At 69.7% G+C, this 12812-nt stretch carries 18 protein-coding genes, 2 pseudogenes and 1 riboswitch; of the genes and pseudogenes, 18 read left to right on the forward strand and 2 right to left on the reverse strand.

Features of this window, described 5'->3' with window-relative positions; all coding sequences use genetic code 11:
* Positions 1-65: 65 nt before the first annotated feature.
* The gene (locus tag ID554_RS19200) at positions 66-446 is read left to right on the forward strand and encodes a hypothetical protein (protein ID WP_117226233.1); all 381 of its coding nucleotides are present in this window, start codon (positions 66-68) and stop codon (positions 444-446) included.
* A 41-nt stretch (positions 447-487) separates the two neighbouring features.
* Positions 488-1333 carry a DUF2637 domain-containing protein gene (locus ID554_RS19205; RefSeq protein ID WP_233527386.1) on the forward strand — a complete coding sequence of 282 codons (846 nt, stop codon included), beginning with the start codon at positions 488-490 and terminating at the stop codon, positions 1331-1333.
* Between the two features lie 282 nt (positions 1334-1615).
* On the opposite strand, the gene ID554_RS19210 is transcribed toward ID554_RS19205, so the two are convergent.
* Both ID554_RS19210 and ID554_RS19215 read right to left on the reverse strand, forming a co-directional pair.
* Positions 1616-1807: a DUF397 domain-containing protein gene (locus ID554_RS19210; RefSeq protein WP_117226231.1), complete on the reverse strand. Its 192-nt coding sequence runs from the start codon at positions 1805-1807 to the stop codon at positions 1616-1618.
* Positions 1804-2604 carry a helix-turn-helix domain-containing protein gene (locus ID554_RS19215; protein ID WP_233527385.1) on the reverse strand — a complete coding sequence of 267 codons (801 nt, stop codon included), beginning with the start codon at positions 2602-2604 and terminating at the stop codon, positions 1804-1806. Before ID554_RS19215 ends, ID554_RS19210 begins: the two co-directional genes overlap by 4 nt.
* Before the next feature lie 400 nt (positions 2605-3004).
* Here ID554_RS19215 and ID554_RS19220 point away from each other — a divergent pair, with 400 nt between their 5' ends.
* The 16 genes and pseudogenes from ID554_RS19220 (at position 3005) to thiS (ending at position 12812) form a co-directional block, all read left to right on the forward strand.
* On the forward strand, positions 3005-3196 hold the full coding sequence (locus ID554_RS19220) for a hypothetical protein (RefSeq protein ID WP_191088582.1): 192 nt from the start codon (positions 3005-3007) through the stop codon (positions 3194-3196).
* 224 nt (positions 3197-3420) lie between these two features.
* Positions 3421-3672 (forward strand): hypothetical protein, encoded by a 252-nt coding sequence (locus ID554_RS19225; RefSeq protein ID WP_117226228.1) that lies wholly within the window; start codon positions 3421-3423, stop codon positions 3670-3672.
* A 199-nt stretch (positions 3673-3871) separates the two neighbouring features.
* Positions 3872-4534: a helix-turn-helix domain-containing protein gene (locus ID554_RS31780; protein WP_199489123.1), complete on the forward strand. Its 663-nt coding sequence runs from the start codon at positions 3872-3874 to the stop codon at positions 4532-4534.
* A gap of 43 nt (positions 4535-4577) precedes the next feature.
* Positions 4578-4922, forward strand: coding sequence for a hypothetical protein (locus ID554_RS19235; RefSeq protein ID WP_117226227.1), 345 nt, complete (start codon positions 4578-4580; stop codon positions 4920-4922).
* Between the two features lie 206 nt (positions 4923-5128).
* A complete protein-coding gene (locus ID554_RS19240; protein ID WP_117226226.1) occupies positions 5129-5353 on the forward strand; it encodes a putative ATP-grasp-modified RiPP in 225 nt (74 codons plus the stop codon).
* 9 nt (positions 5354-5362) lie between these two features.
* Positions 5363-6301, forward strand: coding sequence for an ATP-grasp ribosomal peptide maturase (tgmB, locus tag ID554_RS19245; protein ID WP_117226225.1), 939 nt, complete (start codon positions 5363-5365; stop codon positions 6299-6301).
* Positions 6294-7445, forward strand: coding sequence for an ATP-grasp peptide maturase system methyltransferase (tgmC, locus tag ID554_RS19250; protein ID WP_117226224.1), 1152 nt, complete (start codon positions 6294-6296; stop codon positions 7443-7445). The genes tgmB and tgmC overlap by 8 nt, the downstream gene beginning before the upstream one ends.
* A 138-nt stretch (positions 7446-7583) precedes the next feature.
* The gene (locus tag ID554_RS19255; RefSeq protein ID WP_158573665.1) at positions 7584-7721 is read left to right on the forward strand and encodes a hypothetical protein; all 138 of its coding nucleotides are present in this window, start codon (positions 7584-7586) and stop codon (positions 7719-7721) included.
* On the forward strand, positions 7718-7840 hold the full coding sequence (locus ID554_RS32480) for a hypothetical protein (protein ID WP_263407295.1): 123 nt from the start codon (positions 7718-7720) through the stop codon (positions 7838-7840). Before ID554_RS19255 ends, ID554_RS32480 begins: the two co-directional genes overlap by 4 nt.
* A 12-nt stretch (positions 7841-7852) precedes the next feature.
* Positions 7853-8161 carry a hypothetical protein gene (locus tag ID554_RS19260; RefSeq protein ID WP_117226223.1) on the forward strand — a complete coding sequence of 103 codons (309 nt, stop codon included), beginning with the start codon at positions 7853-7855 and terminating at the stop codon, positions 8159-8161.
* Positions 8143-8621, forward strand: a pseudogene (locus ID554_RS19265) (IS5 family transposase); the annotation flags it as partial. The gene ID554_RS19260 and the pseudogene ID554_RS19265, both read left to right, overlap by 19 nt.
* Positions 8622-8627: 6 nt before the next feature.
* A pseudogene (locus ID554_RS19270) lies at positions 8628-9575 on the forward strand (ATP-binding cassette domain-containing protein); the annotation flags it as partial.
* A gap of 19 nt (positions 9576-9594) precedes the next feature.
* A complete protein-coding gene (locus tag ID554_RS19275) occupies positions 9595-10545 on the forward strand; it encodes an aldo/keto reductase (RefSeq protein ID WP_117226221.1) in 951 nt (316 codons plus the stop codon).
* A 153-nt stretch (positions 10546-10698) separates the two neighbouring features.
* Positions 10699-10807: riboswitch (TPP riboswitch) on the forward strand.
* The gene (locus ID554_RS19280; RefSeq protein ID WP_117226220.1) at positions 10802-11428 is read left to right on the forward strand and encodes a thiamine phosphate synthase; all 627 of its coding nucleotides are present in this window, start codon (positions 10802-10804) and stop codon (positions 11426-11428) included. It overlaps the preceding riboswitch by 6 nt.
* Positions 11422-12597: a glycine oxidase ThiO gene (thiO, locus tag ID554_RS19285; protein ID WP_117226219.1), complete on the forward strand. Its 1176-nt coding sequence runs from the start codon at positions 11422-11424 to the stop codon at positions 12595-12597. The genes ID554_RS19280 and thiO overlap by 7 nt, the downstream gene beginning before the upstream one ends.
* Before the next feature lie 14 nt (positions 12598-12611).
* On the forward strand, positions 12612-12812 hold the full coding sequence (gene thiS, locus ID554_RS19290) for a sulfur carrier protein ThiS (RefSeq protein WP_117226218.1): 201 nt from the start codon (positions 12612-12614) through the stop codon (positions 12810-12812).

Genomic DNA, 12812 nt, shown 5'->3' on the forward strand with positions numbered 1-12812 from the left:
ATGCCCCGGGCGCACCGCGCGCCGGTGGGCAACCCGAACCCCTTGCCAGCAAAGGACTTCACGCCATGACAGGCATCCATGAACGCACCGAACCCCAACCACAGCCGACCCCGACCGGTCACGCCGACCGACACCCGGCGTGGTGCGACCGGTCCCGGTGCACCGCCGATCCGACCAGCCAGGCCGGCGGCTACCGGCCCGGCGCCGGGGGCGAGCACCGGTCCGCCCCGATTCCGCTGAACCTCACCACCGCCGTGTGGCTGCCTGCCCGGGACGGGACGGCCTGGCTGTCCGAGGCGTGCGCCCCGTGGCCGTGCGCCGTCTTCCTGTGCGTGCAGGTCGGCGAGGTGGAGCTGTTTATGCCCGCCGACAGCGCGGCGCCGGTGCTCGATGCCCTGTCGACGCTGCTCGCGTCGGCCGCTACCGTCCCGGAGGCGACCCGATGAAGAACACTCAAACCGACAAGGCTCTGTTGATTCTCACCGCGTTGTTCGTCGCCGGGTTGGCCATCGTCGCGGGTGCGATCAGCTTTTCCCACATGCGCGAGCTAGCCCTTGATCATGATCAACTTGGGTGGAAGGCGCTGGCGTTCCCGATCAGTGTGGACGGGTTGGAGATTGTCGCCAGTCTCTATCTGGTGGCGCAGCGTCGCGCCGGGCGGCCTACCGGCTGGATTCCGTGGGTCGCGCTCATCGTCGGCACCGCCGCGAGCCTCGCCGCGAACGTCGCGGTAGGCGGCGCGGACCCGATCGGCAAGGCACTGGCCGGGTGGCCGGCGGTCTCCATGCTGGTCTCGATCAAGCTCCTGTTCGCCATGATCGACCACACCGACGATGATCAGCGGACGATCGTCTGGGACGATCAGCGGACGTCCGCAACCGTCCCGGACGTCCCCCGGACCGTCCGCCGGACCGGACGGGACGACCCAGGGCGGTCCGGGACCGTTCCCGGCGAGCGGACGAACACCCCGGGGCCGTCCGCCACCGGCCCGGCCGACCCCAGGGCGGGCGCCTCGGGCGGCGCGAGCCAGTCTGGCCCGCTCGGGACCGGCAACCCGGGCGATCGGACGGCGGCGGTCGGCATCCGGACCGTGGAGCATCTGATCCCGGCGGCACGTGCGGCACGTGCGGCCCGTGCGGCCCTTGCCGCCGGGGGTCGGTCGCTGTCGCGGGACAACCTTGCGGACGCCATGCGCGAGGACGGCACCGGGGTGTCCAACGAACGTGCCTCACTCTTGCTCAAGATCCTCAAGGCAGAACAGAACGTGACTATCCTTGACCCGGCCATCGTCCGGCCCCGTCCCCAAGAACCGCTGTCGGAGGTTGTCGCTTAGCGTCAATCACGAAGGTTGGATATGGAGCGGGGCGCCCCGAGTGGCGGGAGCGCCCCGTTCACGTTGCCGGTGGTCCGACCTTGCCTACCGCTCACCGGTGCGACGGGATTCCATCGTGGACTCGTCCCGCTCGATTCGCCCGGCCGGAGGGGCCTCGCGAGGCGCTCGGGAGGTTATGGCCCGGCCACCCTCGGTGAGGCTCGCTCAAAATAGCAAGCAGCGACCCCCTGATGCACGGGAGTCGCCGTCCGTTCGGCAACTGGATCGGGTGGCCGGCTTACCTCACCGGTCGAACCATCCTGCCTTCACGTCGTCCATGAAGGAGGCAAACACGTCGTACTCGAACCCGAGGATCGGCCCGGTCGGGTCCTTGGAGTCTCGCATCTCCACCCGCCCTTCCATGTCCCTGAGTTCGACGCAGTTGCCGTTGTCGCCCGACCGAGTGGACTTCCTCCACTCTTGTCCAAGAGTCACTTTTTCATCTCCTCTGTGGCCTTGCGTATGAAATGCGCCGAATCGACATCATTTAGGGCGATCGACTGAAGTCGGTTGAACACGTCGATATACCACTCTACTCGTCGTTCAGGGTAGAGGTCGCCTGCCATGCCCTCGATGTAGATCGCGTCGCGCTCGCCTGGTGCGAAGCTGTGGATAACGAACGACCCGAGCGAGCCTGGATGAGCCCCGACCGCGAACGGGATCACCGCAACGTCAACGTTCGGGCGGGTCGCGACATCGAGGATGTGCTGCAACTGTTGGCGCATCACATCTGGCCCGCCAACCGGGCGCCGGATCACAGCCTCGTCAAGCACGAAGGAGAGCACGGGCGGGTTGTCGCGGTCGAGGATCGCCTGACGTTGCGTACGGACCGCGATCCGCTCGGAGATCGTCTCCTCGCTCAGCCGCGCCGGCCCTCGTTGCAGCAAGGCCCGCGCGTACTCCTCCGTCTGCAAGAGGCCCGGCACGATGAACGGCTCGTAGTTGCGGATGGTCGAAGCGACTGCCTCGAAGCCGATCAACGTCTGATACGGCCGGTTGATCGACGGGAAGTCGTGCCACCACCCACGGTCGCCCTTGATCCCCGCGATCTCCACCATCTCTTCGATGGTCTCGGGATCGGCTCGGTAGGTCTGAAGTAGCAGCTTGACGACGGGCACTCGTACCCCGACGCGAGCACGCTCGATCCGCGACAGGTGCGGACCGGAGATGCCCGCCGCCTTCGCGGCAGCCTCTATCGACATCTCGGCTTGCTCCCGGTGCTGCTTGAGCACTTGGCCCAGCCTTCTACGCCGTGCGGTCGGACCCTCGGACATAGCGGCCAGTATCTCACTCCGCCATCCGCGTGGGCATCGTCACGCATGCCCGGGACGAACAGGGACCGCACGTCGGACAAGGATGCTGGGACACTTGTCCCAGCTATCGAACGATGGCATCATGTCCATGACAGTGGTCCTGATCACTGCTGTCAGGTTGGGTGGCCGTCCATGCCCCCTTCCAGTACAAGGAACGGCCCGCACAGGAGGTGGTCACTGTGTTGTTCGGCGCCGTACTGGCCGCGTTGGTACTCGGGTACCTCGCGGGGCTGTGGTCGTTCAAGGTCAAGAGTCGATGGTGCCCGCGTTGCGGCGCCATGACGGGTGATCTCACCCGGTCGCACGTCGGGCACGCCCTATGACGATGCTCAAGATCGGCGATGTCATCGAGGTTGAGGACCAGGATTGCAAATCCGATGGCGATTGGCTTGATCTTGAAGGGTTGGAACTGCGGCGGGACGGGACGCAGATCAGCCAGCGACCACGCCCCGTGTCGGTGCGCGTGGGCGGGGTGCGACTTCGTCCGGGTGGTTCTCATTCCCGGCCGTGATCAGTACGGACGCGACCGGTCGCCCGTTGATGCGGGCGGCAGGCACGCGGGTTCGCCGCGTGTCAATCACGGGAGAGAACGGAAGGCTTCCCGCCGCTTCGTGATCTTGGGCTCCGTGGCGGCGGGTGAATCGGGTCGGGCGTGCCGTGCAGTACCGCTCGTGAGGCTCCCCACGCGGGGCCGCACGGCACGTCTGTCCCTCGTTCGGCATAGGGACGTGTGAGATGGCGACGACCTATCACGGCGGAACGCAGATCGATCACGCACAGGCGACGTTGGACCGGCACGCGGTGTCCAGCAGCGACGGGCTGTGCGTGGAGTGCAGGGTACTCGGCCCGTGTCCGGCGCACGAGGCGGCGGCCACGGTGTTCGCGCTGTCGGCCCGGCTGCCTCGGCGGCGGCCGGGCGCGACGCACCCGGAGTTGATGGGCACGAAACGGACTGATTTCAACTGGCTTGCGGCGCGGGCGGGATGACGCGCACCCCGCAGGCGGGCTGAGAGCGGTACGCGCGCCGCTGCGGAGTGCGCGTACCGCTCGCCTGGCCCGCGCCTGCCCCAACGACAACCACACGTTGCAAGGACGGACATACAGAGTGGCGTATCAACCGGGTCCGAACGATCTATTGCGCAGCGCGCGGCGGGCGCTGCTGTCCCCGTCCGGGTCGGGCCGGCCGATGTCGCGGCAAGAGTTGGCCGAGGCCACTGCCGCTTACCTGTTCAAGCACGCCGGACATAGGGTCAACATCGATGGCCAGTACGTCGGCAAGCTCGAACGGGGGGAGCACCGATGGCCAACGGAGCACTACCGGACGGCGTTCCGCGCGGTGCTCGGCCGGGACACCGATGCCGCACTTGGGTTCTACATCATTCAGGGGCACGCCAACGACGCGGCGCAGGCCGAACCGGAGTCGTTCGGCGAGGCGGGTACGGGTTCGGTTGGGGACCGGTCCGGTTGCGCGCCGGGGTCGGGGCAGGCACCGGAGGATTGCGGGTGCGGGCTGACGGTGGTCCGGTGGACCGGGCGCGAGTCCCGGGTGTTGCGTGAGGCGTTGCGGATGAGTGTGCGGGCCTTCGCCGAACATCTCGGTGTGAACACCTCGACGGTCTCATGGTGGGAGAACAAGTCCACTACGGTGCCGCTGAGGCTGGCCACACAGGCGGTTCTTGATCGGGCGCTCACACTCGCCGACGCGGACGCGAAGACCCGGTTCGCGGTGCTGGCGGCCAGTCCTACGGACGGTCCGTCCGGCGCGGTGACCGGCAACGGGGGCGGCGTGGCGGGTAGGTCGGTCGTGACTGCGTTGCACCGCCCCGAAAAGGCGCGTGCCGCATCCTGAAACCTCAGCACAGCAACGGTTTGAGGTGGGAAAGGGGGCCGTCATGGTGGAAGCGCCGATTCCGAACCTGCACGGCACCCCGATGCACGTGACGGCCGTGGAGCTGTACCAGGGTCATCACGGCGACGCGGCCGGGGCGTGTGTGCGCTGCGGCGAGCGGGTGCCGTGCCCGGTACGCAAGCACGCGGCGTCGGTGATCGCTGCGGCCGGGGAAGACCCGCGCTGGTATGACGGGCGGGTGGGGGCGGCACCGCCTCCTCCCGCTGCCGGCCCGGCGCCGCGCGAGTCCGGCCGCACACACCCGAATCACACCGGCTACACCATCGGCGGACACGGGGCTTCGTTGAGCCCGGAGAGCTTCCTGTACGAACGGGAGCGGGAGCCGTGATGACCTTCGACAGCCGTGCGGCGCTGACCAACGGCGCTGCTGAATTATGGCGGCAATTGAGCAGTGGCGGTTGTCTGCTTGACCCGTTGCGTCAAGGCGGGCAAATTCTGTGGAAGTGGAACAGGGGGATCAATCGGGGAGGATCGCAACGAGGCGTTCCAATCCGCTTTCCATAGTCTCGTTCCTCACGAGGGAAGGAAAAGGCGATGACGGTAGTAGCGTACGGGGCGCGGCAGGCGGTTGACGTCGTGCCGGTGCCGGTGGATCTGTCCACGGTCCGTTTCGATCCGGATCGGCAGATCAGCATCATTACCGAGGACGGGGTGAGTGTTCCGGCGTTGAAGCACTCGACCGGTACCACGTCCACGAACACGGCGGTGCAGGACAACAAGGGCGGGTCAGACAAAGACTCCGACCAGACCGAGGACTAAGGCGCACGTGTGGGCGGGCATACGGTCGTGGTATTCACCGGCGAGTTCGACGTGACCGCCGACGCGGTGATTGTCGAATTGGAACGTCGGGGGATTCCGGTGTTCCGGTGCGATCCTGGCGCGTTCCCGTCCACGGTGGTGCTGGGTGCCCGGTTCGGCGATTGCTGGACCGGGTACCTGCGTACCGACCGGCGAACGGTGGACGTGGCCGACGTGGCGTGCGCGTGGTGGCGGCGTCCCACCCCGATCACTGTGCCGGCCGACGTGCCGCACGCCGAATGGGTGCGCGCGGAGGCGGTGGCTGGGCTGCGCGGTGTGCTGGCGGTGTTGCCGTGGCTGAACCACCCGGACGACATCCGCGCGGCCGAGCACAAGCCGGTGCAGTTGGCGACGGCGGCACAGGTCGGCTTGCCGGTCCCGGCGACGTTACTTACCAACGATCCGGCCGAGGCGCGGGCGTTCGCGCAGGCGTACGGCCCGATCATCTACAAGTCGTTGACCATGGGCATCCTTGGCGAGGATAAGGTGATCTATGCCCGTCCGGTCGATCCGGCGACGCTGGATGACGGTGTTGCGGTCACGGCACACCTGTTCCAACAACAGGTCGACAAGGCGTACGAGTTGCGTGTGACGGTGGTGGACGGAAGCGTTTTCACCGCGCGTATCGACGCGTTGACGGAGAAAGGTCGCGCCGACTGGCGCGCGGATTACCGCAATCTTCGGTACAGCGTCGACACGCTACCGGAGGAGGTGGCGGACAAGGTGCGGCGTTTCGTCACGTTGCGCCGGCTGCGTTTCGCCGCGCTGGATTTTGTCGTCACTCCGGACGGTGAGCACGTGTTTTTGGAGGCGAACCCGAACGGGCAATGGGCATGGATAGAACACGAAACCGGATTACCGATAGCTGCTGCTATCGCCGACGCGTTGGAAGGTGCCACGCATGACTGAACAACTGTCCGAGCACATTCCCCGGTTCGTTGCCGGGTTGGAAGCTGACGGCTACCTGTCCGATCCGCTATGGAGGAAGGCGTTCGGTGAAGTGCCACGTCATGTGTTCCTGCCCGCGTTCTTTCTGTCGCTGCCCGATGGGCGGTGGCAGGCGATCGACGCGACCCACCCGGACTATTGGCGGATGGTGTACGCCGATACCACCTTGACCACACAGTTGGACGGCACGGTCAGCCCGGACCCGGACGGCGGACCGCTGGCGGGGACCGGCACATCCAGCTCGACACAGCCGGGGCTCATGGCGTTGATGCTGGAGGCGTTGCGCCTTTCCGGTGGGGAACGGGTCTTGGAGATCGGCACCGGCACCGGCTACAACGCGGCGTTGCTGGCGCACCGGCTCGGTGCGCAGAACGTCACCAGTGTGGAGGTTGACCCGGTGGTCGCGGACCTGGCCCGGCAACGAATCGCGGCGTGCGGGTACCGGCCGACCCTGGTCACGGGCGATGGCGAACGGGGCTGGCCGGAGAGCGCCCCCTATGACCGGCTGATCGCCACGGTGTCCGTGCCTGCGGTGCCGCCCGCGTGGCTGGCTCAGGTACGCGACGGCGGGGCCGTCGTGGTCAGCCTGTGGCGTGACCTCGGCGGCGGTCCGCTCGTACGGTTGGAGGTCAACGGCGGGAGCGGGCAAGGGTTCTTCCTGGCCCAGTCGGGCGGGTTCATGCCCGTCCGCTCGGCCAACCGGGCAACGGCGGCGCTGTCCACGGCTGTCAAGCAGACCGGCACCACCCGGCCGACCCGGCACCCGAGTTTCGTCCTGCACCAGACCGACGCCGGGCTGTGGCTGGCGCTGCGCGTCCCCGGCGTGACGTGGCTCGGGTTCACCCCGGACGGCGGCAACGAACAGATGTGGCTGTTCGCGTTGGACGGCTCATGGGCGGCGGTCGACGACACCGCCGGGCAGGTGGAGCAGTACGGGCCGCGTGACCTGTGGGACGAGTTCGAAACCGTCTACGACCGGTGGCGCGACGCCGGGGCACCGTCGCGGGACCGCCTCGGGCTGACCGTCACCGACACCGGGGAACACCGGTTCTGGCTGGACAACCCGGACGCGGTGGTGTGGGACGACGCGGGCGCGCGCCGGTAGCCTTCCGGGCATGGCGGTCCCTCGCAGGGACGGATTCACGGCCGGGGCGGGGTTTCCCGTCCCGTCCGTGGGCTGTGCTTCCCTGCCATATCTCGCGCTGGGTGGGGCGGGGGTGTCAAGCTTTGGGGGTGACGCGCGGTGTTGCTGGCCAGCCAGCATCCGAGGCGGGGCGGGCGATGCCTGACCCCGAACGGTGGCGTGCTGCGGCGCCGCAAGCTGGCCGAACGGCTGGCGTGGGACTTGGCCCACCCGGACCCGGCCGTGCCGGGGCGTTGAGTGACTTCGTGGCCGCGACGGTCGTCCGTGTGCGGTGGGCGTCCGCGATCGACGCGCACGCCGTGTTCGATGAGGCGGGGTCGCTGATCGCGTTCGGGGGCGAGTACCGGCTGTTCTAGGGAGGTGGCAGCGTGGTGCTGGTGCTGGTGCTGCACTGCCCCGAGGACAGCATGTATGACTGGAGCCTGGTCGTGCGGTATGAACCGTTCCGTACCCCGGTGCTGGTCTGCCTGGACGACATGGGCGAGCACTGCATGGGCATCTACGCCGACAGCCCGCAGGCGCGTCAAGCGCTGTCTGACCTGCACGTGCGGCTGATCGGCGGGTTCGCCAACCGGCAACACGCCAAGGACACCGGCCTTCTTCCCCGGACGCCTAGGGCGTGTCTCGCGGATCTTGGGGGTGGTTCGTTGTTCCTTGTATGGCGCGGTTTGATCTGACGGATGACGAGTGGGCGATCCTGGAGCCGTTGTTGCCCGAGCAGCCGGTTCGGGGTGGTCAGTGGCGTGATCACCGGCAGGTGATCAACGGGATCTGCTGGGTGAAGCGGACAGGTTCGCCGTGGCGGGACGCGCCGGAGCGGTACGGGCCGTGGAAGACCCTGGCCGGACGGTTCCGCCGGTGGGCCGCCGACGGTACGTGGGCCAGGCTGAAGGCGCATGTGATCACGGTGGCCGAGGCGGACGGTGACGTCGACTGGCACGCTCAGGTCGATTCGACGGTGGTGCGTGCTCATCAGCATGCGGCGGGGGCCCGTAAAGGGGGCTCGATGCCAAGCAGGCGCAGGCGCGTGAGGGTCTGGGTCGTTCCCGTGGGGGACTGACCACGAAGGTGCGCTCTGTGACCGACGGGCGGGGCCGGTCGCTCGCCACGCGGATCACGCCGGGTCAGGCATCGGACACCAGGCACCCGGGCGGCTTCGCCAGTTGGCACTCCGCCCGGACGGCCCGCCACGCCCGCCTCGACGAACTGCGTAAACGGTGGGACGAGGAGCACCAAAAGCTGCGCGAGCAGATGCTGATGTACAAGCAGAAGGCGGCGTACAACTCGGACATGGCCTCCCGGTACCAGTCGGCGCAGACCCGGTTGCGCAAGTTCGAGGAGGCCGGGCCACCGCCCGTACCGCCGAAGGACCAGGACATCCGGATGCGACTGGCCGGCGGCCGGACCGGCAAGCGCGCGCTGATCTGCGAACAGCTCGAACTCGACGGCCTGACCTACCCGTTCGACCTGGAGGTCTGGTACGGCGACCGGGTGGCGGTGCTGGGCGCCAACGGCACCGGCAAGTCCCACTTCCTGCGCCTGTTGGCCCGGGGCGGCACGGACCCGGACCCGGCCAACGGCCCGGTCGACGGTGCGGCGGCGCTCGCGCCGGTGGCGCACGACGGGACGGCCCGGCTCGGCGCGCGGGTGCGCCCCGGGCACTTCTCGCAGACCCACGACCGGCCGGAGCTGATGGCAAAGACGCTGGTGGAGATCCTGTGGCGGGGCGACGAGCACCGCGCCGGCATGGACCGGCACGCGGCGATGGCCGCGCTCAGCCGGTACGAGCTGGCCGGGCAGGGCGACCAGCGCTTCGGCACGCTCTCCGGCGGCCAGCAGGCCCGTTTCCTGGTGCTGCTGCTGGAGCTGTCCGGGGCGACCCTGCTGTTGCTCGACGAGCCGACGGACAACCTCGACCTGGCCTCGGCCGAGGCGTTGGAGGCCGGGCTGGCCGCCTTCTCCGGCACGGTGCTGGCGGTCACCCACGACCGCTGGTTCACCCGGACCTTCGACCGCTTTCTGCTGTTCCGCGGTGACGGTGAGGTGGTGGAGACACCGGAGCCGGTGTGGGAGGTCAGGCGATCGACATAGGGTTGATCTCGTGACTGAGATGACTTATCGCCGGTTGGGCGACTCCGGGCTCGTGGTGTCCGTCGTGGGGATCGGCTGCAACAACTTCGGCCGCAAACTCGAACTGGACGGTACCCGCGCGGTGGTCGACGCCGCCCTCGACGTCGGGATCAACTTCTTCGACACCGCCGACATCTACGGCGAGCCGTACGGTGCGTCGGAGACTCAGCTCGGCGCGGCCCTCAAGGGCCGCCGCGACGACGTGGTGGTGGCGACCAAGTTCGGCATGTCGATGGGTGGCGACAACGGGCGCGACTTCGGCGTGCGCGGCTCGCGGCGGTACGTCATCCGGGCGGTGGAGGCGTCGCTGCGCCGCCTGGACACCGACTACATCGACCTGTATCAGCTCCACGAGCCTGACCCGGGCACCCCGATCGAGGAGACGCTCGCGGCCCTGGACGACCTGGTCCGTGCCGGCAAGGTGCGCTACCTGGGCAACTCCAACTTCGCCGGGTGGCAGATCGCGGACGCCGACTGGACGGCGAAGACCCGGGGGACGTCCCGCTTCGTCAGTGCCCAGAACCACTACAGCCTGCTCAACCGGGACGCCGAGATCGAGGTGCTGCCCGCCTGCGAGCGGTTCGGCCTCGGCATGCTGCCGTTCTTCCCGCTGGCCAACGGGCTGCTCACCGGCAAGTACAAGCGTGGCGAGGCCCCGCCGGCCGGTAGCCGCCTCGCCGGTGGCGGCCGGTACGCCAAGCGGCTCGCCGCCGCCGACTGGGACACCATCGAGGGCATCGAGGCGTACGCCGCCGAGCGGGGCGTGTCGATGCTGCACGTGGCGATCGGCGGGCTGGCCGCCCAGCCGGCGGTCACCTCGGTCATCGCCGGCGCCACCACGCCCGACCAGGTGCGCGCCAACGCCGAGGCGGGCACCTGGCAGCCGGGCGAGGCGGACCTCAAGGCGCTGCGCGCCGTGCTCGACCGGTAGGCGTCACCACGCGACGGGGCGAACGCATTCCGCCAAGGTAAGGAAGGGACCCCTGCTAACGCCTGCGGTAGAGGAAGGGCCCCCTCCTAACAGCAGGCGTCCCTGCGGGACGCACCTTGGCAGGTCAGCCGATCTGTCGTACGGTGACCACGCAAGTGACCCACGGGAGCCCGGTCGACCGGGCTGAGAGGGGGGCTGTGAGCCCCCGACCGTCGAACCTGATCCGGGTAATGCCGGCGCAGGGAGGAGTGTTGCCGTGCCGTCCCTGGGACGACTGCATCTGATCACCGACACCCGGCCCGGGCGGGATCCGCTCGCCGTGCTCCGGGCCGTACTGCCGGTGGCCCGCACCGAACTGCTGGTGCAGATCCGGGTCGAGGACAGCGCGACCGACCGCCAGGCGTACGACCTGACCCGGCGGGTGCTTGCCCTCTGCGCGCCGTACGAGGTCACCTGCCTGGTCAACGACCGGTTGCACGTGGCGTTGGCGGCCGGCGCGGCGGGTGGCCACGTCGGCGCGGACGACCTGCCGGTCGCGGCGGCGCGGCAGGTGCTCGGCCCGGCCGCCGTGCTCGGGGCCACCGCCCGCGAGCCGGGTTCGGCCACCGAGGCGGTCGGTGCCGGCGCGAGTTACCTGGGCGTCGGTCCCTGCCGGGCCACCACCACCAAGGACGGGCTGCCGCCGGCGATCGGCGTTTCCGGGGTACGGGCGGTGGCCGAGGCGGTCGCCGTGCCGGTGATCGCCATCGGTGGGGTGACGGCGGCGGACGTGCCCGCGTTGCGCGCCGTCGGCGCGTACGGGGTGGCGGTGGTCGGTGCGCTCTCCGGAGCCGCCGACCCCGCCCGCGTCGCGGCCGAGCTGACCGGGGCGTTGACGTGTTAGCAGGGGGCCCTTCCTATACCGGAGGCGTTAGCAGGGGACCCTTCCTTACACCGGACGTTGCGGTGGTGGGCGGGGGCCCGATCGGGTTGGCGATCGCCTGGCGCTGCGCGGCACACGGATTGCGGGTGGTCGTGCACGATCCCGCGCCGGGCTCGGGTGCCTCGCACGTCGCCGCCGGGATGCTCGCGCCGGTGGCCGAAGCGTACTTCGGCGAGCACGAGCTGACCGCCCTGCTCACCGAGTCGGCGGCCCGCTGGCCCGCGTTCGCCGCCGAGCTGACCGAGGCGACCGGCGCCGACATCGGCTACCGCACCGAGGGCACGCTGATGGTCGGGCTGACCGCCGACGACCTCGCCGAGGCGCGTCGACTCTGGGCGTACCAGCAGGGCCTGGGGTTGCCGGTGACGCCGCTGCGTCCCTCCCAGCTGCGCGACCGTGAGCCGGCGCTGGCTGTCCGGGTCCGGGGTGGCGCGTTCGCCGCCACCGATCACCAAGTCGACCCGCGTCGGCTGGTACCGGCGCTGCGGCTCGCCGCCGAGCGGGCCGGCGCGACCCTGGTCCCCGAGCCGGTCCGGACACCGGCCGACGTCTCCGCCGGGGTGACGGTGGTCGCCGCCGGCTGCGGCTCGGCCGCGCTCACCGGGCTGCCGGTCCGTCCGGTCAAGGGCCAGGTGCTGCGGCTGCGCGCGCCCGACGGCGGTCCGCCGGGCTTCCGGCACGTCATCCGGGGGTACGCCGACGGCGAGCACGTCTATCTGGTGCCCCGCGAGGACGGCGAGGTGGTGGTCGGGGCGACCGTCGAGGAGCGCTCCGACCTGGCGGTCGGTGCCGGGTCGGTGCTGCGGCTGCTGCGTGCCGCGATCGACCTGTTGCCCGAGTTGGCCGAGTACGAACTGGTGGAGGCGATCGCCGGGCTGCGCCCCGGCACCCCGGACAACGCCCCGATCCTGGGTCCGTTGCCGGGCCGGCCGGACGTGCTGGTCGCCACCGGCCACCACCGGCACGGGATCGTGCTCACCCCGGTGACCGCCGACCTGATCGTCGACCTGGTGACCGGGACGACCGCCGACCCGATCGGCGACCCGTTCCGCCCTGAGCGCTTCGCCGCCGACGCCGGACCGGGCGAGGGCTTCGGCACGTCCGGCGACGCCACCCGACCCGCGCAGTGAACGGAGGAGGCCTGATGGAGTTGACGGTGAACGGTGCCGGGCGCAGCGTGCCGGACGAGGTCACGGTCGCCGAGGTGGTCCGGGACGTGACCCCGCAGCAGCGCGGTGTGGCGGTGGCGGTCAACGGCGAGGTGGTGCCGCGTACCGACTGGCCGGCGACGGTGCTGCGGGGCGGCGACCGGGTCGAGGTGCTCAGCGCCGCCCAGGGCGGGTGA

Origin of the sequence: Micromonospora craniellae, from assembly GCF_014764405.1 — a bacterium.
Classification (GTDB): Bacteria; Actinomycetota; Actinomycetes; order Mycobacteriales; family Micromonosporaceae; genus Micromonospora; species Micromonospora craniellae.